Below are 22588 nucleotides of genomic sequence, written 5' to 3' on the forward strand. Positions count from 1 at the left end.
GTGAAGCCCCTGTCCTTCCCCGTGTCAGCAGGGGGCTTTGTAGAATGAGCCCATGTCGATGCGGATTGGCTCCAGAGGAATTGCACGAGCACTCAACACCTTCAGCTCTGCGGGGCCAATGACGAACTCCTCGATCGCTGCCGGGGCCGTCACCCGCCTCAGGCGCGCCGCACGCTGGTCCGAGCCCTACGTGGAGAGCCTCAGTGCCCTGCCCGAAGCGGCAAAAATTGCCACATCTCCCGTCCTCGTCCTCGACCGGCATTCCTTCGCGCTTCAGACGGCTCGCACCTTGGACACGATCGCGCCCATCTACGAGCTTCGCGAGCTGCGCGACCGCGCTATCACGATCAGGGCCCTTTCTCGTCGAGCCACGGGACTATGGGATCCGCGTGTGAAGGCTCGAGTCCTCATCGCACCGAATGTCCTCGACGCTGCCCACGCCCATTCCCTCGACCAATCCGACTGGTGCAAGTGGGTTGCCCTACGAGTCGGATTGGAAGGCCTCATCGTGCACAAGGCGCCGAACCTGGTGGATCCAACCCTGGAGAACACGGACTTCCTGGCCCGCCTCCTCCTCGTGGATGCCCTCCTCGATGCGCTGATGCTCCGCCTCACCCCAACGGACCTGTCCTCGGTCCTGTGGATTCGCAACTTCGGCCCGAAATCCTCAATTCGTACTCTCGTCTCTGCGCTCCTCCTTGACTCTTCAATCCCGCAGACCGAGCTTTTCCGCGCATACGAGGACTATCGGAGAATCTCCCACGAGGTCGTGAGCTCAAACTCTTTGGGCTCTGCCCTTGATGCTCTTTCCCGCAACGAGGACCCCTTCCCGGACTTTGCCCGCAAAGGGCCCGAAGCGACGACACCTCCGACTCTGACGAGCCCGCGTGTCTGATAAAACGAAACGGGTCGCGCATCCTCGGGCCTCCTCGTCCACTCAAGACAATCGGGGCGCGCATCCTCACGAACATGGCCCTCGCTCCACCCCCACTTCACATGCGAGCCGCATCATCGGCCCGAACCCGAAAGGGCAATTGCGGATCGTCTCACTCGCCGTGAAGCACTCTCTCGAATCCCTCGAATCCCTTGACCCGAAAAGCCCACTCCTCGTGGGCCTGTCCGGGGGAGCGGACTCCCTCGCTCTGACTCTCGGGGTGATCGACTGGGCAACGAGGGAGGGCAGGCAAGTCCACACCCTCACCATTGACCATGGTCTGCGCCCAGAATCGGCTCAAGAAGCGGAAAAGGTCGCAGCCCTGGCCCGCAAACTCGGAGCCTACGCCGACATTGAGAAGGTCGAAATCGGCTCGGTGGGAGGACCAGAAGGCGCAGCCCGCGAGAAACGCCGCGAAGCCCTTGCCCGCAGAGCACAGGAACTGGGCGCCCCCATCCTTTTAGGACATACCCTCAACGATCAGGCTGAAACGGTCCTCTTACGCCTCGCCCGAGGATCGGGCGCACACTCCTTGAGAGCGATCCGCCCTAAAGTTTTCGACTCTCAGGGCCTGCTGTGGCTGCGCCCACTGCTCGGGGTGCGCCGAGAAACGACGGAGGGCGCCTGCGAGCAAGCCGGACTCGAATGGGTGAAGGATCCGACGAATGAGCCCCAGGGCCCCTGGCGCGCAGCCGATGGGAGTCCTCTTCGACGAAGCGCCGTCCGCGCCCATGCTCTTCCCTCTCTTGCTCAGGCCTTGGGAGTTGACCCGATCCCTGCCCTTGCCCGCAGTGCGGAACTTGCCGCCCGCGATGACGAAGCCCTCGCCTCCTGGGCCAAGAGCGCGTGGCACACGGTGAAACGCGAAGCGCTCTTGCCTGATGGGAGTCGCGCCCCGGCTCTCGACATCCTTCCCATGGTGGAGTTGCCGATGGCGATCCGCACCCGCATCATCCGCCGTTTCTGCCTCGAAGGAGGAGCGCGAGCGGGCGCCCTCTCCTCGCGTCTCATTGACGAGGTTGATGCACTGCTGTGTCAATGGCACGGACAAAAGGGCGTTGATCTTGCCGGGGTGAGGGTAAGAAGAGGACGCGACATCGCCGCCCGCCCCGTCCTGATCGTGGAGAACACTCACTGAGGGGACGCCGGGTATGGGATGGGGAAGACTCAGGCGAAGCTGAGCTGCTGCTTCTCGAAGGAACGCCGGGGGTGTGGGGCTGCGCTACCTGAAGGATCCTGCGCGCCGAGCCCACCATGTTTTCGCTCTCAGTGAGTTGTGCCGCCCCGCGTCGCAGCCCCCTCGCCAAATGTGGCAACCTTAAGGCAGGATGCCCGCTCGTGTGGGCGCACGATATGAAAAGAGGACCGCGTGGACACCACGGATATGGGCGAGAATCTCAAGGACGTTCTGGTTACTGCAGAACAACTCGATCAGCGTCTCGCCGAAATGGCCGAGGAGATCGACAAAGACTACGCGGGCAAGGAGATTCTCCTCGTCGGTGTTCTGCGCGGAGCCGTCATGGTGATGGCCGACCTGTCCCGTAAGATCCACACGCCCCTTGAAATGGACTGGATGGCCGTCTCCTCCTACGGTTCGGGAACGAAGTCCTCCGGGGTCGTCCGCATCCTCAAGGATCTCGACCAGGACGTGAGCGGACGCCACGTCCTCATCGTTGAAGACATCATCGACTCGGGGCTCACCTTGTCCTGGCTCAGGACGAATCTCCTCTCGCGTGGAGCCGCTTCGGTCCGCATTGCGACGGCCATGCGTAAACCGGCAGCCGCGAAGGTCGAGGTAGAGGTCGCCTACGTCGGTTTTGAGATCCCCAACGAGTTCGTCGTCGGCTACGGGCTCGACTATGCGGAGAAATACCGCAACCTTCCCTTCGTGGGCACGCTTGCTCCCCACGTCTACGAGAACTGAATCGGGAACCCATGGCGAAGACCAAGACGAAGAATCGAGTCAACTGGGCGTGGATCATCGCGCCACTCCTCGTCCTCATGATCGGAGGGTGGTTCCTCTGGCAGGCCTTCCAGCCCCGCGCAGTCGACACTTCCGAAGGACTTGAGATCCTCAAGAGCAACTCGATTGAAAGAGTTGTCCTCAACGAGTCCACCCAGCAGGTGAACCTCTTGCTCAGCGAGCCCTATACGCACGAGTCGACGGGGCTCGGCGACCGCACGGCGGAGCTCGGTAAGAACGTGTACTTCACCTACTCCTATTCGCAGACCGAGGACATCCTCACCGCGGTCGCAAATGCCAAGCCGACGAAGGGTTGGAACGCCTTGCGCCCGCAGGCCTCCTTCCTCTCCTCGATCGTGCAGATGCTCGTTCCCCTGCTCCTCCTTTTCGGCCTTCTTCTCCTGTTCATGCGCTCCATGTCGGGAAATAAGATGCTCGGTGGTTTCGCCCAGTCGAAGGCGAAAGAGTTCAACCAGGAGCGCCCCGACATTACTTTCGCCGACGTGGCCGGTGAAGATGAAGCCGTCGAAGAACTCGAAGAGATCCGCGAGTTCCTCGCAGCCCCCGACAAATTCCACAAAGTCGGTGCGAGGATTCCGCGCGGCGTGCTCCTCTATGGGCCTCCCGGGACGGGCAAGACCCTCCTCGCGAAGGCAGTTGCCGGTGAGGCTCATGCCCCCTTCTTCTCGATCTCGGGCTCGGAGTTCATGGAACTGTACGTCGGCGTGGGCGCCTCTCGCGTGCGCGACCTCTTCGAACGCGCGAAGAAAGCAGCGCCGGCGATCATCTTCGTTGACGAGATCGACGCGGTCGGCCGTCACCGAGGTTCGGGCATCGGCGGAGGCAATGACGAGCGCGAACAGACTCTCAACCAGCTCCTCGTTGAGATGGACGGCTTCGATGAGCGCGCGAACATCATCCTTATCGCAGCGACCAACCGCCCGGACATCCTCGACCCGGCGCTGCTGCGCCCCGGTCGTTTTGACCGTCAGATCGCCGTCGAAGCCCCGGACCTTAAGGGCCGTGAAGCGATCCTCAAGGTCCACGCCGCAGGCAAACCCATGACGAAAGAGGTTGACCTCTTCCAGATTGCGAAGCGCACCCCCGGTTTCACCGGCGCTGATCTCGCGAATGTCCTTAACGAGGCCGCGCTGCTCACGGCCCGTTCGAACGCGGACCTCATTGATGATCGCGCCATTGACGAGGCGATCGACCGCGTCATCGCGGGCCCGCAGAAACGCACCCGCGTGATGAACGATCATGACAAGGCCGTGACCGCCTACCATGAGGGCGGGCACGCCCTGTGCGCCGCCGCCTTGAGGTACACGGACCCGGTGACGAAGGTGACGATCCTCCCGCGCGGACGCGCCCTCGGTTACACGATGGTCATGCCGACTGAGGACCGCTACAACAAGACCCGCAATCAGCTCCTCGACGACCTCGTCTACGCGATGGGGGGCCGAGTCGCTGAGGAGATCGTCTTCCGCGACCCTTCGACGGGCCCGGCGAACGACATTCAGCAGGCAACGAAGACCGCTCGTGCGATGGTTACCGACTACGGCATGTCCTCGCGCGTCGGCCTCGTCAAACTCGGAACGACCGACACTGAGGCTTTCGGGCACGGCGGTGCAGGTGAATCGCGTGTCTTCTCCGATGAGATGGCCGGGATCATTGATGACGAGGTGCGTCTCCTCCTCGACGCGGCCATGCGGGAAGCCTGGGAGATCCTGACGAAGAATCGCGATGTGCTCGACACTCTCGCTGCCCGTCTCCTCGAGGAGGAGACCCTCGATGAGGCTCAGCTCGCGAAGATCTTCGAGGCCGTCCGCAAGCAGGATGAGCGTCCCGTCTGGAACTACGGTGCGGATGCGGCGATCCCCGGAGCCCGCCTCGGTGAACCGGTCGGTATTCCTGCGTCGGAAACGCAGACGGACAGCGCGCCCCTTGACGCCGATGAGGGTGTGGAGAAAGCCGAGGACATCTGATGGGCTACGACGAAGCGCGAGCCGAAGCGGCTACGCGTGAACTCATCGCCGCTATTGGTGAAGACCCAGATCGTGAGGGGCTTCGCGATACGCCCACCCGTGTTGCCAGGGCCTGGAAGGAGATCCTCAAGGGCCTTGATGAGGATCCGCGCGACTATTTGCGCACCCAGTTCGAGGCGGGGACCGATGAGCTCGTCCTCGTGCGAGACATCGTGTTCCACTCCGTGTGCGAGCATCATCTTCTGCCCTTCTACGGGCGCGCCCACGTCGGATACATTCCGCGCGGTGGCAGGGTTACGGGCTTGTCGAAGCTCGCCCGGGTTGTCGAGGGGTATTCTCGCCGCCCCCAGGTCCAAGAACGTCTCACTGCTCAGATCGCTGACGCCATTGACGAGGTCCTCCACCCTCAGGGTGTCATCGTCGTCATTGAGGCCGAGCACATGTGCATGTCGATGCGCGGCGTCTCCAAGCCCGGTTCCTCCACAGTCACCTCTGCTTTGCGGGGGATCATGAATGACGGGGCGACCCGCGCCGAGATGATGTCCCTGGTGTTGGGTGGCCGACGCTGAGGATGCGCATTCGAACTCCGAAACTGCCAGGCGATTGGTCCCTTCCTACGGATCGGACCCTCATCATGGGGATCCTCAACGTCACCCCCGATTCTTTTTCCGACGGGGGGCGCTGGTCGAGTAGTGACAAGGCGATCGAACGCGCTGTGCAGATGATCGACGAGGGCGCCGACCTTATTGACATTGGCGGAGAATCGACGCGACCGAACTCGACGCGAGTCTCAGAAGAAGAAGAGTGGTCGAGGATCAGTAAGGTGCTCTCCGCCCTCGCCGATCAGGGCGTCGTGTGCTCGGTCGATACCCTGCACGCCGCGACCGCCCTGAGGGCCGCCGACGCGGGGGCGGCGATCATCAACGACGTTTCGGGCGGGCGTTGGGACCCGCAGATGAACGCTGTGCTTACGAAAACCGGTCTCGCTTATGTTGTTCAACACTACCGGGCCCTGCCCGGGATGCCGGGTGAGTCCTTCGACTACGGCGAGGATCTCATGGGGACGCTGAAAGAACGGATCAACGCACAGGTGAGGGACGCTCTCGACGCGGGAGTCGTCCCGGAGGCGATCATTATTGACCCCGGGCTCGGCTTCTCCCTCACGAACGAACAATGCCACACGGTGCTTGATGGTCTCGGCATTCTTTCCTCCCTCGGTTACCCTGTCCTCATCGGTGCGTCACGGAAACGTTTCATTGCGGCAATGGGCGGTGACTGCGACGAACAGACCGCTATAATCACTCGCCGTTGCGCGCGCGAGCGGGTATGGGCTGTGAGGGTCCATGAAATACGGGGAAACGCTCGCGCGGCGCGTGAGGGAAATGAGGTGGGAAGATGAGCCGGCCACTCGACGTCATCACGCTGCGCGGACTCGCAGCTGAGGCGATCCACGGCGTCCTGCCTGATGAGCACCTTGCCGCTCAGCCTTTCGTTGTCGACCTGAGAATGTGGCTCGACGCCTCTGAGGCCGCCCGTTTGGACGAGATCGAAGAGACGGTCTCCTATGCTCAGATCGCTGAAGAGATCGCCGCGATCCTCACAGGACCTTCGGTGCGGCTTCTTGAGACTCTCGGCCAGAGGATCGCTGATGCAGTCCTCGCCCATGAGCGGATTCTCGGAGTTGAAGTCACTGTTCATAAGCCCCAAGCCCCGATTGCTCAGGCATTTTCTGACGTGTCCGTGACGGTGCGTCGTGGACAGATCGACGTGGCTCCGGCACTGTCTTCGCAGGACGCGACTTTCTCATTCGAGACTCCGACCCCGTCGACAACACCTCTGCCATCCTCTCCGATACTCTCCACCCAGCCCCCGGCCTTGCCTCCTTCCTCCCCTGCCAGGGGGGCCCTCAGTGAGCCTCGCGAGCAGACTGCGGACACGATTGAGGAATCGGATGAGCCCGCGCACGTCGTCCTCGCCCTCGGGGGCAATGTCGGGGATGCGCCGACCCGTTTGGCCGCAGCCGTTGAAGCTCTCGTCGATTCGCCCGAGGTCGATGTCCTTGATGTGTCGCCCCTGCTGCGGACCTGCCCGGTGCTCGCCGAGGGACAAGAACCTCAAGCGGACTACTGGAACGCAGTCGTTCTCATGGAAACTCTCCTCGACCCCTATGAGGTTTTGGAACTCGCGCGCGAACTCGAAGCAGAGGCTGGTCGGGTGCGCTCTGAGCATTGGGGTCCGCGCACCCTCGATGTTGATGTCATCGACTACGAGGGGTGCACCCTCGCTGAGGGGGACTTGATTCTTCCGCATCCGCGTGCGGCGACGAGGGCTTTCGTTTTGGCGCCCTGGCTCATGGTGGATGAGGACGCCCACCTGGGAGATGACAGTGTCGCCGAGCTTTTGCGCTGCGCCCCTGATGCGGATGGCATTATCGACGCGGTTGACGAGTGGCTTCTTGAACCGGGTTCCGTCATCGCCGAGTCGGATGCTCTCCTTGAGACTGCGCACAATGAAACGCCTGATGAGACTCATTTTGCAGAGCCTCAAGGCGGGTTGAGGGCCTCGGCTTCCTCTACTGTGTCCTCTTCGCGTCTTTCAACGATCACCCGCCTGGACTTCATGCCAGAAGAACTGCGAGAAGGTCTTACTCCTTCAGGTGAAGGCGATGACCTCGTGTGGCGTCGCCTGTGGGAACGCTGGTCCCAACCGATGACTCAGGATGCTCTCGCGGCTGTTGATCCTCGTCGTCAGGCTCTTCTTCGCCCTGCTCCTATGAGCAGTGGACAAGCGGAGCCTGCCACGGGATCCGCTGCGTTGGAGAAGAACACGCGGGTCGAGAACACGGCGACGAAGCCAAGGAATCAAAGGGAACGTGACGCTCTCGAAGCGCAGGCTCCTGCATCGCCCCGGGCCTCCCAGGCTCCTGCGTCGCTTCGTGCCGCTCAGGCAGCTGCGCCGACTCGTGCCTCCCAGGCTCCTGCGTCGCTTCGTGCCGCTCAGGCAGCTGCGTCGCTTCGTGCCCCTCAGGCTCCTGCGCCGACTCGGGCCCCTCAGGCTCCTGCATCGCCCCGGGCCCCTCAGGCTCCTGCGCCGACTCGGGCCCCTCAGGCTCCTGCATCGCCCCGGGCCCCTCAGGCTCCTGCGTCGCTTCGTGCCGCTCAGGCAGCTGCGCCGACTCGGGCCCCCCAGGCTTCTGCACCAACTCGAGCCACTCACACGCACGATCGTGCCTCTTCCTGGGATGAAGCGAAGACCCGCACGGCCCAAGAGTCCCCGCCATCTCGCGTCGAGGCCACAGCGGCAGGTGAAGACAGGGTGGCGATTTCAGAAGAGAAACAGCCTCGCCTGCGCTGGCTTCCCCTCGCTGCTGCCTCTGAAACGAGGAAGAAGCGCCAAGCGAAGCTCACTGAGACTCAGCGCCCCTCCGAACGCGCCTCCACATCTGAAGAGGACGCGTCTTGTGTGCAAGAAGAGCACAGGGATTTGCCGAGCTGGGACTTTGCGCGCGGGGACGTGCGGATTGTCGATGAGCCCACTCCCCAGACTCTTCATGTCGAAGCTGAGGCAAGTGCAGCTCCCGAATCCGCGGCTCGTCGTTCCATCATGGACCCTGAGCTCCACTCTCAATCGCTTCGCGCAGACGTGGCCGACACGGAAAACACGAAGACGGGCTTGTTGCGCAAGATCGTTGTTCGTCCTTCGACGACCGGGCAGATCCCGATCTTCAAGGATCGGGACCACAGATGATGCCCCTATCGAAGGCCTGGCTCCTCCTCATGGGAGCGCTCAGCGCCCTCGTGTCTGGAGCTATTGGCCTCATGATCGTCGCCTCGGGAGGCTCCCCGATCCTCGTCACCCCGATGCTTGCACTCCTTCAGGGCGTTCTCGCCGTATTCCTCTTATGGGCAGGGGTGCATGTCAAACGTTTCATCGCTCATAAGAGCACCTGGGTGAACTCTTTGAATGCCATGAGGATCGCCCTAGGCGCGCGGGCATCAGCGATTGTCGCGTCCCTGCTCGTCGGCGCCCTGCTTGGCATCCTCGTCACGACTCTCAGCCGGATCGGCGCACCTGAGATGATGCGCAACGCCCTCGCCTGTGCTTTCGGAATCGCAGCCGGACTGCTGTGGTGCGTGATCGCTGTCGTCGTGGAGCGCTGGTGCATTATTGACGAGGACGATCACGAAGACGGAGTCGAAACACAACAGCCGACGGTGAGCCCAGCATGAAGGATTCACAATCGAAAGGGCCGAGAAAACGCGCGAAAGCACCATCGCTTTCGCGGGGGGATGCTCGAAAGTCACCAGGCGGCGTGAGTCAGAAGCGGGGGAAGACTCCTCGCACGACGAACCCGGGCAAGGGCACATCGCGTCCTTCATCTTCTCGAGGGGCTTCTCAGAAAGCTTCGGGTCAGAAAGCTTCGCCCCGGGGGATGAGGCGTTTAGGTGGCGCTCGTGCACCGAAGAGACGCAAGCAGAACCTGTGGCCTCGGCGCATCATTACGGGACTTGGCCTGATCCTCATTCTCGCGCTGATCGTGTGGGCTGTGCTTTTCATCATCGGCTTCATGACCACTCAGCCTAAGGTCGATGAATCACAGTCGGCCTTGGCGAAGACGGGGGAGTTCATTCAGTCTGGAACAGAAAGGATTGAGCTTCGCAATAGTGATGAGGTGACGAAAGACGGTGTCGTCACCCGCGAAGAGGGAGTGATGATCCCCGGGTGCATTGCGAAGGATTTGAGTTTTTCCGCGACGGCCACGCAAACGCGGGTCGGTTCAGGAGAGAACCTCGCACTCACGATGGTGAACATTGGGCGCACCGCCTGCTTCACTTCGCTTGGACGAGTGGATCTGGCGATCCGCTCCGGCGATCAACTCATCTACGATTCAGCGCGCTGCGCCTCTCGTGACGAGGAAGCGACGCCCTTGCTCCTGAGTCCCGGAGATCCCTGGTCGTCTTCATTGGCGTGGGATGGGCGCGTCTACGTGCAGGGCTGTTCAACGCCCGAGGGCGGGGCTCCCCTTGCAAGCGAGGGGACGTACCGGGCCCAGTTGAGTTTCGCCGGCGTGCCTGTGACGAGTGAGTTGGTGTTCACCGTCATCGAAGCTGCGGGCTGATATACCCTCGCCGTTCTGCTCTTTACGGGGCTCCTTACAGGCAGAGATCTCGCGCAGCGCCGGTGTTTTATGCAGAACGTTTGGCGGGAGTCCCGAATAGCTCTTTATCGGCGCATCTCGGCGCACAACACCTGCGCCTGCTTGGCGGTCGGGTCTTCTAGAGTGTCCGTGCATACCCCCTGGGCGGATGCCTGAGCTTTCCTGCCAGGAGAGTCTTTCGGAGTGCGCGCGTTGCCCACTGCGTGAGTGCTCCAGTGCGCCTGTCGGGCAAGTCTTTCCTCAGTGCCTGTGTGTCCTCTCGGCGGGTGCCTGAGCACCCCTACTGGGTGAATCTCGCGCGTGCGCGGGCGAATCTCCCGAGCCGTCCCCTCACCAGCCGACGAGGCCGTTCGCCGCCATCTGAGCCTGATGCTCGAGGTTCTCGTGGATGAGTTTCGCCCGGTAGGGGCCGATCCCTTCGATGCTTTGCAGATCCTCGACGGTCGCGGCTCGCAATTCCGCGTAGCTCCCCCAATGCGAGGAAACATCCTTGATGATGCTCCACGGCAGGTGCGGGACAAGGGAGAGGGCGCGGATTCCACGAGGCTGGATCTCTCGATCCAGGTCGGCGACCTCGAAGACCCCCAAACCGAGGACATTCGCGATCGCCGTGAGATCGACGAGCTTATCGCCGGGCAGCTCTGAAAGATGCTGTTCAACAGTGGCAATGGAGGACTGGTCACGCACGTAGTCGCGCATGACGAGGGCCCGTTCGGATGCAGAACCGCGGATCAGATCATCGACCTGAAGGGCGAGGAGACGCCCCTCGGAGCCGAGTTCTTCAAGGTAGCTGTTGATCTCGGAGATGATCCTTCGGATCATTTCCATGCGTTGCAACACAGTCGTGACATCACGGACCGTCGCAGAATCACGGATTTCAAGGACAGTGAGGGTCTGGAGGACCTCGTCGAGGCGCTGAGAATAACGGTCGAGAGTATCGACAGCAAGGTTGGCGCGCGCGAGGAGAGCCTCGGGTTCTTCCACGAGACGGTGATATTCGCCGACGTAGATGGAGATCATCCGCATCGACGCGGACAAGGACAGGATCGGAAGGTGCGTCTGACGGGCTGTCCGCTGGGCCGTGCGATGACGCATGCCGGATTCATTAGTGGGGATCGAAGGATCAGGGAGGAGCTGGACATTCGCCTTGCGGATGCGCCACTTGTCAATATCGAGGACGACGGCGCCGTCCATCTTGCACAGTTCACGAAGACGAGAGGCCGTGAAAGCGACATCAAGATCGAAACCGCCTGAGCACAAAGCCTCAATCTCGGGCGTGTAGCCCAGGACAATGAGAGCGCCGGTGTGTGAACGCTGAATCCTTTCGAGCCCTTCACGCAAAGCAGTGCCGGGAGCGACGGCCGCAAGGGCCTCCCTCAAAGTGACGGCGTCAGCATTCATGCCACCCTCCTAGGCGACTCAACCTTGATTCGAGTCTAGGGCAGAGCCACGCGGATCGCGGTCGACAGCTCGGAGACGGTGAACACGTTCATGCCTTCGATGCGGGGAAGATCCTGCGAACCCTGCGCAGGCACGATCGCGGTTTCAAAACCCAGACGAGCCGCCTCCTGTAGACGCCGTCCCAGCCCCGTGCAGGCCCGCAGTTCCCCGGTCAGCCCGATCTCTCCCATGGCGATCAAGGAGGAGCGGGGAGCTGAGCCTTTGAAAGCGGAGGCGATGGAGATCGCGATCGCCAGGTCAACCGCAGGCTCCTGGGTCCTCGCACCCCCCACTGTTGACACGTACACATCCAAAGATGAGGAGTCGAGGTCGAGCCTGGCTTGAAGTACCGCGAGGATCATTGCGACCCTGGAATGGTCGACTCCTGAAGTGGTGCGACGCGGCGAGCCCCCGGCGCTGGGGGCAACGAGGGCCTGGACTTCGGTCGGCATGGGGCGCCGCCCCTCGAGGGAAACCGTCGCGCAGGAACCAGGAACGTCCCGCGAGGCCTGTGAGAGGAAAAGTCCGGAGGGGTCTGAGAGTTCACGAATCCCCGAATCGGTGAGTTCGAAGCACCCGACCTCGTCGGTGGGGCCATAACGGTTCTTCACCGCGCGCAGCAGGCGTAAACGGGCGTGGCGCTCGCCCTCGAAATGACAGACCACGTCAACGAGGTGTTCGAGGACGCGAGGTCCGGCGATGCCCCCGTCCTTCGTCACATGACCGACGAGAAGGATCGGCATATTGCGTTCCTTCGCGGTGCGGATCAGGGCAGCTGCGACCGCACGGACCTGGGCGACGCCTCCCGCGCCACCATCGACCTGCGGGGACTGGATTGTCTGCACGGAGTCGACGAGCAGGAGCGAGGGCTTGACAGCCTCCACATGCCCGAGGATCGAGGACAGGTCGTTGTCGTCGGCGAGGAGGAGGCCTTCGTCGATTGCGCCAATGCGTTCTGCACGGGACTTCACCTGGGAGGAGGACTCTTCTCCCGTCACATACAGGACTGGGCCGAGGCGAGTCGAGGTGCGGGCGACTCGGGCCGCAACATCAAGGAGGAGAGTCGATTTGCCGACGCCGGGTTCTCCGGCGAGGAGGATGACTGCCCCCGGGACGATACCGCCACCGAGGACCCGGTCGAGTTCACCTACACCGGTGGGGCGCTGCTTCGAGATTCCCGCGTCCACCTGGCCGATCGGACGGGCCGGCTTGCGCGGGGGAGTGGGGGCGGTGCCACCGGCGAGCACTCCTGCGGGGGCGGCCTCTTCCAGGGTGCCCCAGGCGGAGCATTCTCGGCATTGGCCGAGCCATTTCGCGCTGCTCCACCCGCATTCCGTGCAGCGGTAACTCGTTTTCGTCTTCGCCATGTCTTAACCGTATCGACAGCCCTAGGCATTTGCGGACGGGCTTGAGGCAGGCGGGGAGGGGCGAGGGCGAAAGGGGGAGCGAGGGGCTGTCACACTGCCCTGCACCGGGCTGTTTGACGGGGCCTTCGCTTGCGTTCAGGGGCCGATCCGCGCTGAACTCCCTCGGTTCAGGGGCGGTTCGCGAAGTATTCGAGAAGACGAGCATCCCCGGAGACAATGATGATGTCTTCAGGATTGATGCGGGTCTGGGCCTTCGCATACTCGAAAGGCTGACCCGGACGCAGGATCCCGAGCACGTTCACCCCGTAACGGCCCCGCAAATCCAAGTCTTCGAGAGTGAAACCGTGGACTTCCCTCGGGGGGCGCAGCTTCATGATGGCGAAGCCGCCCTTTTCCATTTCAATATAGTCGATCATCCTTCCGCCCACGAGGTGCGCCGTGCGCTGGCCCGCGTCGAACTCCGGGTAGATGACATGATGGGCGCCAATTCGACGCAGAATCCGACCGTGCTCGCGTGAGATCGCCTTCGTCCAGATGGAGGGCATCCCAAGGTCTACGAGGTTCGCGGTGATGAGGACCGAGGACTCCAAGGAAGAACCTGCGCCGACGACTGCGGCCCTAAACTCTCGGGCGCCAAGCTGTTCGAGGGCGTCCATGGAGGTCGCGTCGGCCTCGACAAGGGGGAAGCGCCCGGCGAAAGCGCGAACCCGAGCCGGGTCCCTCTCAACGGCGAGGATTTCGTAGCCGAGCTTGTCAAGGGTGACCGCCACAGCCGAGCCGAAACGCCCGAGCCCGATGACGAGCGTCCCAGACGTCAGATCCTTGCTTTCCTCGTGTGCCATGACCGCCATTATGCCCGTTCACGGCTCTCTGCGTGCTCAGCCGATGATCGGGCGCTCTTCTGGCATGCGGATGACGCGGGAACGCTCCCGCAGTGCCAGAGCGGCTGCGACCGTCATGGAGCCGGTGCGCCCGGCGAACATGAGAGCGATGAGGACGTATTTCGCCAGCGGCGGCAAAGTCGCGCTGATCCCCGTTGACAAACCAACGGTTGCGAAAGCGGAGATCGTTTCGAAGAGGACCGCGTCGAGGGAGTAGTTCGTCAAGGTGAGCAGCAAGACGACGGAGACGGCAACCATCGCCATTCCGAGGAGGGACACTGCGACCGCGAGGCGGACAACGGAAGGGGGAATGCGCCGCCCGAAGGTTTCAATGTCCTGATCGCCCCGGGCTTCGGCGATGACCGCGAGGACGAGGACCGCGAAGGTCGTGACTTTCACACCTCCTGCAGTCGAGGCTGAACCGCCGCCGATCATCATGAGGATGTCTTGCACGAAGTGGGTCTGGGGGCGCATCAATCCGACATCGAGAGCCGATAGGCCCGAAGAACGCGAGTTCACGCCGGCGAGGAGCGCATTGAGGATCCTCGAGGGGGTGTCGAGGGCGCCGAGGGTTGCGGGGTTCGTCCACTCGGTCAGGGCGAGCATGACGGAGCCGATGAGCGCGAGGATGAGGTACACGGAGAGGGTGAGCTTCGTGTGGAGTGCCCATTTTCTTGGTGTTCGCCAGTGGGCGTTGAGGTCTTGAATGACGGGGAAGCCGATTGCTCCGATGAAAGTGCCCAGGGTGATGGGGATCAGCATCCACCCGTCTGTCACATGCGGAGAGAGCCCTTCGACCATGATGACGAAGCCCGCGTTGTTGAATACGGAGATCGCCATGAAAACGGCCTGCCAGGCGGCGGAGAGGGGAGCATGTCCCAGGGTGAGGAACCTGGGGAAGAAGAGGACGGCGAGAAGAGCTTCAGCACTTAAGGAGGCGGTGAAGACCGCTTTGAGTAGGCCCGTGATTTGGCCGAGGCCATCGGATTTCGTCTCTTGGGCGGCGAGCATGCGCTGGGTGAGTCCCAGGTGGCGAGAAACCGCGAAACCGAGGATCGAGGCGAGGGTCATGACCCCCAGGCCACCGATCATGATGCCCAGGGCGATGACGGCTTGGCCGAAGATGGTCCATGAGCTCGCCGTGTCGATTGTCGTCAAACCCGTGACGCACACTGCGGACACTGCGGTGAAGAGAACATCAACGAAGGCGATGGGCCGTTCGGGAACGGTGGCGAAGGGCAGGGAGAGCAAAGCGGTGATCGTCGCGATGATTAAAGCGAAAACACCGAGGGCGAGGCGCGCTGGAGCGTAGCGGGCTTCGCGGGTGAACCAGCTCTTGAAGGAGTCGATTTTTCCTTCCTTCGGCCCGATAGGCCCGTCAACAGGGCGAACGAAGGGCGAAGGCGTGGTGCCGAAATCCTCCACGGTGACGGGGGTAAGCGCGGAGCCCCGTGATTTCAGATTCCCCGTACCAAGGGGAGAAACGATGGGGGAGGAGGAGCGTCTTTTGCGAGGTGCCATGCCCCGTCCTTCCTCGCCCCTTGGGGCGCGTGTCGCACTTCGAGTCGCCCGATGGGCTCCTCGTCTTCAAAGACCGAGAAGATTTCCTTGTGGAACTTGCTAAGGCTCGGCCCTCAGGCACTAGTATGTCCCCTGAGGCGGCCTAAGCAACGGATGGTCGATTCCGAGCGCCTCGCCAACGAGGTTTTCAGGAGTCTTCATGGTGCACCAGCCCGCCCCCCGTTTCATGACGGTTTCCGAAGTGGCGGATCTTATGCGCGTGTCCAAGATGACCGTCTACCGCCTCATTCACTCCGGCGAGATGCCCGCGATCAGGGTCGGGAAGAGCTTCCGCGTCCCCGAAGCGGCGGTCGGTCAACTCATCAACTCCGGTCTTGCCGATCACAGTGATGATCGGGCTGCGGGAATCAGCGGCTGAAGCGGGTAGGATATCCCCGCTGCGGTCCAGACGACCGCGATCACTCGAGCGGTAGTGACCTCTGCCGCGCAAACCGAACACGAGGGAGGAACCCCATGGGCTCCGTCATCAAGAAGCGCCGTAAGCGCATGGCGAAGAAGAAGCACCGTAAGCTGCTCCGCAAGACGCGTCACCAGCGTCGTAACAAGAAGTGAGCTTCAGGGCCCGACCTCATGAGGTCGGGCCCAGCTTTTATGCGCCTTCGCCCTCGTGTGCGCAGGTACCGCGCTCCTGTGCCCCATCAGCCCGTCGCCGAGCGGAGTGCCCTCGTGTGTGCAGGACAGTCGAGTGGAGAGCTCAAAGGGGCCCTTTCACCCTTGAGCGGAGCGGGCGTGAGAGAATCGACCCATGACTTCGACGAAGATTCACGTCATGCGCCACGGCGAGGTGGATAACCCCAAGGGCATCCTGTACGGGCGCCTGCCCGGCTATGGGCTCACGCCCCTCGGCCATGAGATGGCGCAAAGAGGCGCGGACTTTCTTCGCGACCAGGGAGCGGACATCACCGCTGTGATCTCCTCCCCTCTGCTGCGCGCACAGCTCACCGCCGCCCCGACTGCCTCCGCCTACGATTTGCCGATTAACTCCGATCCGCGTCTGATTGAGGCAGGCAATAATTTCGAGGGCCTGCCGGTGAACGCCGATCGTTCCCTCCTCCTGCGTCCCTCCGCCTGGAAGAACTACCTCAGGCCCTTGGAGCCCAGTTGGGGCGAGCCCTACATCGATATCGCTCAACGTATGCGAGCGGCCGTCTCCGGGGCTCTCAAAGTCGCGAAGGGGCATGAGGCGCTTATCGTCTCGCATCAAAGTCCCATTACGATCCTCACGCGCTTCGCTCGCAAACAGCCTCTGGCTCACGCACCCTGGTCGCGTCAGTGCTCTTTGGCGTCGATCACGAGCTTCGAGTTCGAAGACGCGACGCTCATCGGGATCTCCTATGCGGAGCCGAGCGCCGATTTGCTTGAACACGCGCAGGACATGACGCCCGGCGATTCTGCAGCCGCGCTCAAACGCTAAGGCCTTGTGGGACCCAGGGCTGAAGAGCCCAGCGCCCCGGGAAAAGCAATTAGACGGAAAGCCGATCAGAGGGAAAACGACTAGGTGGGAAAGGGAAAGCCGATCATTCGGGGTGAGACTCCCCTTCTGGCGAATCAGCGGAGGAATCACCTTGATCCGAAGCGGAGTCGTCTTTGAGGCGGCGGCGCCGCTCTTCTTCCGCTTTCTTGCGCTCGCGCTGGATATCGCGTTCCAAACGGAAAAGGAACTCCGGATCATCATCAGGCGCAGACGGCCTGGCGGCGGGGCCTTGAGGGCTGTGAGGGCGCTGGGAGTTCGGGAATGCAAGGCCCGGGAGCGGAGCCTGTCCGGCCTCGGCGCGGGCCACGGCTTTCACGATGATCCACGCGATCGAGCCGAGCGAGAAGGAGGGAATCGTAATGATGATGAGGATCAGCCACATAGCCTTCGGGATCCGAGCGGGGATCTGATCCTCGAGAGTCTTCACACAATCGGCTAACGCGTACACGGTGATCGCGATCCACAAGACGATGGCGGCAATCCTCAGCATCCATTGATCCTATCGTCGAGCCGGGAAGTGTGCGATGCGGAGGACAAAGCTTCAGAAGCTGAGAGGAAGGCCTCGAGGACACGCCGAAGAGGGGCGCGTGAGAAACTCTTCAAGAGTACAGAAGACAACCCCCTCAAGGAGGCAGAAGAGAAACCTCCGAAGAACCAAGAGGAGCTTTCCTGCAATGACGATCAGGCGAGGACCAAGAAGACGCTGATCTCCACGGCCCATGCGAGGGTGAACAGGCCCGTTCTTTTAATCGCGGGGATCAAGGAACTTCCACGCCTTCCACTCGCGAGCACCCAGACGGCATGCGCTGCCCCCACACTTGTGACGACGAGGGCGAGCAGGACGACAAAGACGGGAAAACCCAGGAAGGAGACGACAACACCGAGAATGCCGATCGCGAAGGCGAAGCAGGCCACGTAGACGCCGCGAGAAGGCATATCGCCCAGACGAACCGCCAGGGTTTTCTTACCCGACTCCCTATCAGAGGGAATATCTCGAATGTTGTTCGCCATGAGAAGGGCCACCGAAAGTAGCCCCAGTGCGCTCGCCAGAGCCCACAGCCACCCCGGAGCCTGCGGGAGCTGCGTCCACGTCGTCCCCACGCAGGCCATGAGGCCGAAGAACACGAAGACGAAGAGCTCGGACAAACCGATTCCCATATACCCGTAGGGGGTGCGGCCACCCGTGTAGAACCAGGCGGCGACCACTGCGGCGATGCCCGGGACGACGAGGAGCCACGCGCCCGATAGGGCGAGAAGGATCAGACCTGCGACTCCTGCGACCCCGAAGCAGGACAGAGCCGCAATGAGGACATTCTTCGGCTCCGTCAAACGCCCGCCCGTCAGTCTGGCAGGCCCCTGTCGATTCTCGTCGGTCCCTCGAATCCCATCGGAGTAGTCGTTCGAGTAGTTCACTCCGATCTGCAGTGCGAGCGCGACGAGGAAAGCGAGGCCCGCTCTCAGGGGGGCGAATGCACCCAGGTGAATGGCGGCTGCCGTACCGACGAGGACGGGGGCGGCCGCAGCGGGAAGGGTCCGCGGCCGGGCGCCCTCGATCCACTCGCTCAACGAAGCCACGTGAAGCTCTCCTTCCGGCGTTTTAACGCCACCATTCGCGCTCAGGCGAGCTCGTCGTCGAAGCGAGTTCGAGCCCCTTCATCCGGTCGATCTTCATCCCTTCGAGATAGGGGAGGGCGTCGACTGCGACAACCCTGCGCGGAGCTGCGGTGCGGCCAATGATCCCACCTACATGATCGCGAACCTTGCGTCCAAGGGCGGCCATCTGCTTGGCATCAGTGGGCATGGAGCGGGGAACGACGAGGGCGGTGACGGCCTCGCCCCACTTCTCATCGGGAGTTGAGGTCACCCACACATCGACAACATCTTCGCAGGTCAGAGCAGCATCGAGGACCTGTTGGGGAGCGACGTTGAGGCCGCCGGTGACGATGATGTCATCAGCGCGCCCATCAACGCGGACCTGCCCGCCCGCGGTGATGAGCCCCAGATCACCGGTCAGGAGCCAGGTGTGCCCGCCCTCTTCGAAGAAAGGATCGGCGGTGCCATCCAGGTAGCGGGTCATCACTGTTGGGCCACCAATGGCGATACGCGGTTGGCCGTCCTTGTCGAGAATACGGACCTCGACGCCCTCGAGTGGGATGCCGTCGTAGACGCAGCCCCCGCAGGTTTCCGTCATCCCGTAGGTCTCCCGGACCTTCAAGCCCAGTTCCCTGGCGCGTTCGATCAGGCCCGGACGGGAGGCAGAACCTCCGACGAGAATCGCCGAAAGGCGGCGCATGGCGTGAAGAACCTCATCATCCGCATCGAGGCACTCGGCCAATTGGGTGGGCACCAGCGACAAATAGCCCGGCACATCCGGGTTTTGGGTCGCTCCGGCGATGGCGGGCAGGAGCGCTCGCGGATCGAAAGACGTCTCAACATCAACGATGAAAGGATTCGTCCCGGCGAGAGCGGAACGCAACATGACAAGAGCCCCTGCAATGTGGTGAGCGGGAAGCGCGAGAATCCAATTCCCCGGGCCAGAAAGCGCGGCATCGGTCGCTTGGATGGAAGCGACGATCGCTTCGACGGATAAGCCGACGAGACGGGGATCCCCAGATGTTGAGCCCGAGGTGCGGATCACCAGGTCAATGCCCTCGAAGAAGTCCGGGTCCTCGAGTTTGTCGGCGAGCTGCGGATACTGATCGGCGGGAAAGGCCTCTGTGGGGGATTGGGAGGCACCCCGAAGAGTCGATGGGGCGACCTCTGCGGGGTCGCGAAGGACCACGACTGTGTGCGGGGCCGGGTGCTCCGGGTCCGCCTGGCGCTCCTCGTACAACTCAATGAGCTTATGTAAAGAGGCGTTCGCGAGGGCGATGGCGCCGATGTTCGTTCCTCCGGGGACGACGAGGACGCGTGGCTCGGGCATCATGACTCCTTGTACGACTCGTGAGACTGCTGGAAAAAGATTTGTCTGTCAACAATATGCCGCTCTCGCTTCGAAAACTTGAGGAAGGCGGAAAAGCACGAATCTGTGGCCGATTCCCCAAGGAGAGAACACAGGAGAAACCGCGTCTTTCGTGTCTTTCACACCCGCAGCGCGACGGGACGCGCCCCGAGCAGCTCTGGTCTGCGCGTGCAGAAGCGGGCCTGAAGGGGCCCGCGTTCGTGCAGAGGGAGGGCGCTTCCCCGGAGGGCGGGCGGGGACTTCCCCGGAGAGCTGGCGGGGACCTCCCCGGAGGGTGGTAGTAAGGACGAGGGCGCGCAGCGCTTGCCCGACGGTCGGGGTTCCCCCGCGAGTCGCGCTCGCTGAGAAGTAGCTCGCTTAGAAGTAGTAGGGGTGAGCGCTCCAATCCGGTTCTCGATGCTCGAGGAAGGCATCACGCCCCTCCTGAGCCTCCGAAGTCATATACGCCATACGAGTCGCCTCGCCTGCGAACACCTGCTGACCCGCCATGCCATCATCAGCGAGATTGAAGGCGAACTTCAAAAGGCGGATCGCCTGCGGCGATTTCCTCGCGATCGTCTTGGCCCACTCGAGGGCCGTGTCCTCCAACTGCGCATGCGGGACGGAGGCGTTGACCACTCCCCAACGCTCAGCCGTATCGGCGTCGTAGCGCCCCGCAAGGAAGAAGATCTCACGAGCCCTTTTATCCCCGACCTGGCGGGCGAGCAGAGCCGAGCCGTAGCCCGCGTCGAAACTGCCGACATTCGCGTCGGTCTGCATGAAGGCCGCATGCTCTTTCGAAGCGATCGACAAATCACACACGACATTCAAAGAATGACCTCCGCCTGCTGCCCACCCGGGGACTACGGCGATCACGACCTTCGGCATGGTGCGGATGAGGCGCTGCACTTCGAGAATATGCAGGCGTCCGGCCCGTGCTGGATCAACCTGCTCGCGCCGGGTTTGAAGGTCTGCGTCGGCGTTGGCGCCCTCGACCTCGTAACGGTAGCCGTCATTGCCGCGCACCCGCTGGTCGCCGCCCGAGCAGAAGGAATAGCCTCCGTCCTTCGCGCTGGGACCATTGCCCGTGAGGATCACCGCCGCAACATCACTCGTCATTCGCGCATGATCGAGGCATCGGTACAGCTCATCGACGGTTCCAGGCCGGAAAGCATTGCGGATGTCGGGGCGGTCGAAGGCGATGCGCACAACGGGCAGATCCTCCCCATGGGGGCGCCCGTCGATCTCGCGGCCGCGAGAAATCCCCCGGTGATAGGTGAGGTCGTGAAGGTCGAAGCCGACGACTTCACGCCAGCGATCCGGGTCGAAGGTGTCGGAAACGAAGGGGAGTGCACTCATGGGTTCAGGGTAGGCGATCCGCCTGAGCTCTTCTTGCCCGCGCCCGCTACTCTTCGTCCATGACCTCCCTCCTCGTGCCGATTCTTGCAGCCTCGCCGCGCGCCACCGCTTTCGCCCTCGATTGCGCTCACGCCCGAGCCCGAGGACGTGCCTGGATCGCTGATTTCGACACCGATCCGAAGAGCGCTGTGGAAGAGGTCGGGCTGCTCGTCCTCGCCCTCGCCCACGGGGCTCAGGGGGCTTCGGTGCGCGGGCGCGTGCTCGGGAACGTTTCTGATCTTTTCACTGATGCTCCAGCGCAAGACAGGGGACTCGGCATCGAGACAACACGGCGCGAAGGAACTGGGAGGGAGAAAAGTGGCGTTGAAGCACGTGCCCCTGAGAGCGCTGGCCTTGAGGGAAGGGGCGTTGAGGGAACGAGGCGCGATGTGCAGAGCACGCCCCGGATCCTGTGTGTCGACCACGCCCACAGCCTCGTTCGCGGTCCAACGCTGGCACGCGAGCTCTTGGGAAGCGGGCTACTCCCTCGGAATCCGCGAAGCCCAGGAGTTCAACGAAACACTTCAGGGCTTGAGGGAAACACTCCTGAGGGGACATGAGGTTCCCCGGGGAGCAGGGGATGAGGAAAGACAAGAGTGGACAAGAAGCGGGGATCTGCCTCGGATTCTCATCGCCGACTCGAGTATCGAAGAGGAGGAGCTGTTCCCCCTTGTCGAGGAGGGCATGCAGGTGATCCTCGACTATTGCGAGGATGAGGGCGATGAGGGAGTCCTCGACTCGGGATTCCTCGTCGATCGGATCTCCCGAGCGGGCCGCCACACACAAGCGCTTACCGGAACGCCGGGCCCGCTTTTCAGCGGTGTCGCCCCCACCCTGAAAAGAGCGATGGACCGCCTCCTCGACCCTCCTCCCGCTGCCAGAAGCCTGCAAGCCCGCGCATCCCTCCTCGTCGAGCAGGGCGAAGAGGAAGAAACAATCGCCCTCCACCCCGCAGGAGGGGCGGCAATCACCCGTGAGCCCTGCGGCACGGGAGCCCTATGGCGCATTGGAAGCGTCCTGGATTCAGCGACGAGACGCGGCCTGCTCAGCCTGGTCGGCGCCTACGCGAGAGTACAGCCGAGCAGGGCCGATCTGCCCGATGGGATTGAAGCGGCCCAAAGGGGCGGGATGCTGCTGCTCATCAACCATGCGGATCGTGCGCGCGAGATCTCCGGGGTGTTCGGAACTGATCGGGTGAGTGGGAGCCTGTGCACCGGGCATGTCGTCCTCGGACGTTCGGGCGCCATGGCCGTGGCGGCACTCTGAAACACAGGCAGGGGGCCTTGTCCGTTCGTGCCCGCTGAAGTCGAGGCAGACACCGGACCCCGCCCAGATGCAGACCTCACAAAAGAGGCGCCCAAAGCGGACGCTGGAGCATCGGCACAGGCCGAGCGTTTTCACGAGCAAGGAGAACCAGCCACCGCCTCGATGACTACACACCCACTCGGGAACCGTCCGAAGCGCCC

General features: G+C 62.7%; 22 protein-coding genes. 14 read left to right on the forward strand and 8 right to left on the reverse strand.

What is annotated here, in order from left to right:
- The first annotated feature begins 52 nt into the window (after positions 1-52).
- From JFX23_RS03510 to JFX23_RS03550, 9 genes are all read left to right on the forward strand, one after another.
- A complete protein-coding gene (locus JFX23_RS03510) occupies positions 53-895 on the forward strand; it encodes a zinc-dependent metalloprotease (protein WP_198775751.1) in 843 nt (280 codons plus the stop codon).
- The gene (gene tilS / locus JFX23_RS03515) at positions 888-2072 is read left to right on the forward strand and encodes a tRNA lysidine(34) synthetase TilS (RefSeq protein ID WP_198775752.1); all 1185 of its coding nucleotides are present in this window, start codon (positions 888-890) and stop codon (positions 2070-2072) included. Before JFX23_RS03510 ends, tilS begins: the two co-directional genes overlap by 8 nt.
- 231 nt (positions 2073-2303) lie before the next feature.
- Complete coding sequence (hpt, locus tag JFX23_RS03520) at positions 2304-2858, forward strand: hypoxanthine phosphoribosyltransferase (RefSeq protein WP_198775753.1); 555 nt, start codon at positions 2304-2306, stop codon at positions 2856-2858.
- 11 nt (positions 2859-2869) lie between these two features.
- Positions 2870-4882 carry an ATP-dependent zinc metalloprotease FtsH gene (gene ftsH / locus JFX23_RS03525; RefSeq protein ID WP_198775754.1) on the forward strand — a complete coding sequence of 671 codons (2013 nt, stop codon included), beginning with the start codon at positions 2870-2872 and terminating at the stop codon, positions 4880-4882.
- Positions 4882-5451 carry a GTP cyclohydrolase I FolE gene (folE, locus tag JFX23_RS03530; protein ID WP_198775755.1) on the forward strand — a complete coding sequence of 190 codons (570 nt, stop codon included), beginning with the start codon at positions 4882-4884 and terminating at the stop codon, positions 5449-5451. The genes ftsH and folE overlap by 1 nt, the downstream gene beginning before the upstream one ends.
- 2 nt (positions 5452-5453) lie before the next feature.
- Positions 5454-6281 (forward strand): dihydropteroate synthase, encoded by an 828-nt coding sequence (gene folP, locus JFX23_RS03535; protein WP_198775756.1) that lies wholly within the window; start codon positions 5454-5456, stop codon positions 6279-6281.
- Positions 6278-8629: a 2-amino-4-hydroxy-6-hydroxymethyldihydropteridine diphosphokinase gene (gene folK, locus JFX23_RS03540; protein WP_198775757.1), complete on the forward strand. Its 2352-nt coding sequence runs from the start codon at positions 6278-6280 to the stop codon at positions 8627-8629. The genes folP and folK overlap by 4 nt, the downstream gene beginning before the upstream one ends.
- Positions 8626-9111, forward strand: coding sequence for a DUF3180 family protein (locus JFX23_RS03545; RefSeq protein WP_198775758.1), 486 nt, complete (start codon positions 8626-8628; stop codon positions 9109-9111). Before folK ends, JFX23_RS03545 begins: the two co-directional genes overlap by 4 nt.
- A gap of 203 nt (positions 9112-9314) precedes the next feature.
- Positions 9315-10001, forward strand: coding sequence for a hypothetical protein (locus JFX23_RS03550; protein WP_198775759.1), 687 nt, complete (start codon positions 9315-9317; stop codon positions 9999-10001).
- A gap of 369 nt (positions 10002-10370) precedes the next feature.
- On the opposite strand, the gene disA is transcribed toward JFX23_RS03550, so the two are convergent.
- The 4 genes from disA to JFX23_RS03570 all read right to left on the reverse strand — a co-directional run bounded on the left by disA (position 10371) and on the right by JFX23_RS03570 (position 15249).
- Positions 10371-11441 carry a DNA integrity scanning diadenylate cyclase DisA gene (gene disA / locus JFX23_RS03555; protein ID WP_005963401.1) on the reverse strand — a complete coding sequence of 357 codons (1071 nt, stop codon included), beginning with the start codon at positions 11439-11441 and terminating at the stop codon, positions 10371-10373.
- Positions 11442-11476: 35 nt separating this feature from the next.
- On the reverse strand, positions 11477-12847 hold the full coding sequence (gene radA, locus JFX23_RS03560) for a DNA repair protein RadA (protein WP_198775760.1): 1371 nt from the start codon (positions 12845-12847) through the stop codon (positions 11477-11479).
- A gap of 167 nt (positions 12848-13014) precedes the next feature.
- Positions 13015-13689, reverse strand: a complete 675-nt coding sequence (locus JFX23_RS03565; protein WP_198775761.1) for a potassium channel family protein — start codon at positions 13687-13689, stop codon at positions 13015-13017.
- Between the two features lie 36 nt (positions 13690-13725).
- Entirely contained in the window at positions 13726-15249 is a 1524-nt protein-coding gene (locus tag JFX23_RS03570; RefSeq protein ID WP_198775762.1) for a TrkH family potassium uptake protein, read from the reverse strand.
- Between the two features lie 199 nt (positions 15250-15448).
- On the opposite strand from JFX23_RS03570, the gene JFX23_RS03575 reads away from it, so the two are divergent.
- The 3 genes from JFX23_RS03575 (at position 15449) to JFX23_RS03585 (ending at position 16723) form a co-directional block, all read left to right on the forward strand.
- The gene (locus tag JFX23_RS03575; RefSeq protein ID WP_005963405.1) at positions 15449-15667 is read left to right on the forward strand and encodes a helix-turn-helix domain-containing protein; all 219 of its coding nucleotides are present in this window, start codon (positions 15449-15451) and stop codon (positions 15665-15667) included.
- A gap of 95 nt (positions 15668-15762) precedes the next feature.
- Positions 15763-15861, forward strand: coding sequence for a 30S ribosomal protein bS22 (locus tag JFX23_RS03580; RefSeq protein ID WP_003792170.1), 99 nt, complete (start codon positions 15763-15765; stop codon positions 15859-15861).
- A gap of 193 nt (positions 15862-16054) precedes the next feature.
- Positions 16055-16723, forward strand: coding sequence for a histidine phosphatase family protein (locus tag JFX23_RS03585; RefSeq protein WP_198775763.1), 669 nt, complete (start codon positions 16055-16057; stop codon positions 16721-16723).
- A gap of 103 nt (positions 16724-16826) precedes the next feature.
- On the opposite strand, the gene JFX23_RS03590 is transcribed toward JFX23_RS03585, so the two are convergent.
- The 4 genes from JFX23_RS03590 to JFX23_RS03605 all read right to left on the reverse strand — a co-directional run bounded on the left by JFX23_RS03590 (position 16827) and on the right by JFX23_RS03605 (position 21083).
- Positions 16827-17273, reverse strand: a complete 447-nt coding sequence (locus tag JFX23_RS03590) for a hypothetical protein (RefSeq protein ID WP_198775764.1) — start codon at positions 17271-17273, stop codon at positions 16827-16829.
- A 191-nt stretch (positions 17274-17464) separates the two neighbouring features.
- Complete coding sequence (locus tag JFX23_RS03595) at positions 17465-18358, reverse strand: 1,4-dihydroxy-2-naphthoate polyprenyltransferase (protein ID WP_198775765.1); 894 nt, start codon at positions 18356-18358, stop codon at positions 17465-17467.
- A gap of 22 nt (positions 18359-18380) precedes the next feature.
- On the reverse strand, positions 18381-19706 hold the full coding sequence (locus JFX23_RS03600) for an AMP-binding protein (protein WP_198775766.1): 1326 nt from the start codon (positions 19704-19706) through the stop codon (positions 18381-18383).
- A gap of 396 nt (positions 19707-20102) precedes the next feature.
- Complete coding sequence (locus JFX23_RS03605; RefSeq protein ID WP_198775767.1) at positions 20103-21083, reverse strand: 1,4-dihydroxy-2-naphthoyl-CoA synthase; 981 nt, start codon at positions 21081-21083, stop codon at positions 20103-20105.
- A 59-nt stretch (positions 21084-21142) separates the two neighbouring features.
- Here JFX23_RS03605 and JFX23_RS03610 point away from each other — a divergent pair, with 59 nt between their 5' ends.
- Both JFX23_RS03610 and JFX23_RS03615 read left to right on the forward strand, forming a co-directional pair.
- Positions 21143-21682: a hypothetical protein gene (locus tag JFX23_RS03610; protein WP_198775768.1), complete on the forward strand. Its 540-nt coding sequence runs from the start codon at positions 21143-21145 to the stop codon at positions 21680-21682.
- Complete coding sequence (locus JFX23_RS03615; protein ID WP_198775769.1) at positions 21654-22388, forward strand: hypothetical protein; 735 nt, start codon at positions 21654-21656, stop codon at positions 22386-22388. The genes JFX23_RS03610 and JFX23_RS03615 overlap by 29 nt, the downstream gene beginning before the upstream one ends.
- Positions 22389-22588: the final 200 nt, after the last annotated feature.

Origin of the sequence: Schaalia cardiffensis (genome assembly GCF_016405145.1) — a bacterium.
GTDB lineage: Bacteria > Actinomycetota > Actinomycetes > Actinomycetales > Actinomycetaceae > Pauljensenia > Pauljensenia cardiffensis.

Excerpts from the sequence above, each read along its gene's own strand:
- JFX23_RS03545 (WP_198775758.1), top strand. The coding sequence starts at position 8,626 with ATGATGCCCCTATCGAAGGCCTGGCTCCTCCTCATGGGAGCGCTCAGC.
- JFX23_RS03590 (WP_198775764.1), bottom strand. The coding sequence starts at position 17,273 with ATGCTGAGGATTGCCGCCATCGTCTTGTGGATCGCGATCACCGTGTAC.
- JFX23_RS03575 (WP_005963405.1), top strand. The coding sequence starts at position 15,449 with ATGGTGCACCAGCCCGCCCCCCGTTTCATGACGGTTTCCGAAGTGGCG.
- JFX23_RS03565 (WP_198775761.1), bottom strand. The coding sequence starts at position 13,689 with ATGGCACACGAGGAAAGCAAGGATCTGACGTCTGGGACGCTCGTCATC.
- JFX23_RS03605 (WP_198775767.1), bottom strand. The coding sequence starts at position 21,083 with ATGAGTGCACTCCCCTTCGTTTCCGACACCTTCGACCCGGATCGCTGG.
- disA (WP_005963401.1), bottom strand. The coding sequence starts at position 11,441 with ATGAATGCTGACGCCGTCACTTTGAGGGAGGCCCTTGCGGCCGTCGCT.
- JFX23_RS03510 (WP_198775751.1), top strand. The coding sequence starts at position 53 with ATGTCGATGCGGATTGGCTCCAGAGGAATTGCACGAGCACTCAACACC.
- JFX23_RS03610 (WP_198775768.1), top strand. The coding sequence starts at position 21,143 with ATGACCTCCCTCCTCGTGCCGATTCTTGCAGCCTCGCCGCGCGCCACC.
- folK (WP_198775757.1), top strand. The coding sequence starts at position 6,278 with ATGAGCCGGCCACTCGACGTCATCACGCTGCGCGGACTCGCAGCTGAG.
- JFX23_RS03570 (WP_198775762.1), bottom strand. The coding sequence starts at position 15,249 with ATGGCACCTCGCAAAAGACGCTCCTCCTCCCCCATCGTTTCTCCCCTT.
- JFX23_RS03550 (WP_198775759.1), top strand. The coding sequence starts at position 9,315 with ATGAGGCGTTTAGGTGGCGCTCGTGCACCGAAGAGACGCAAGCAGAAC.
- radA (WP_198775760.1), bottom strand. The coding sequence starts at position 12,847 with ATGGCGAAGACGAAAACGAGTTACCGCTGCACGGAATGCGGGTGGAGC.
- folE (WP_198775755.1), top strand. The coding sequence starts at position 4,882 with ATGGGCTACGACGAAGCGCGAGCCGAAGCGGCTACGCGTGAACTCATC.
- ftsH (WP_198775754.1), top strand. The coding sequence starts at position 2,870 with ATGGCGAAGACCAAGACGAAGAATCGAGTCAACTGGGCGTGGATCATC.
- JFX23_RS03585 (WP_198775763.1), top strand. The coding sequence starts at position 16,055 with ATGACTTCGACGAAGATTCACGTCATGCGCCACGGCGAGGTGGATAAC.
- folP (WP_198775756.1), top strand. The coding sequence starts at position 5,454 with ATGCGCATTCGAACTCCGAAACTGCCAGGCGATTGGTCCCTTCCTACG.
- JFX23_RS03580 (WP_003792170.1), top strand. The coding sequence starts at position 15,763 with ATGGGCTCCGTCATCAAGAAGCGCCGTAAGCGCATGGCGAAGAAGAAG.
- JFX23_RS03600 (WP_198775766.1), bottom strand. The coding sequence starts at position 19,706 with ATGCCCGAGCCACGCGTCCTCGTCGTCCCCGGAGGAACGAACATCGGC.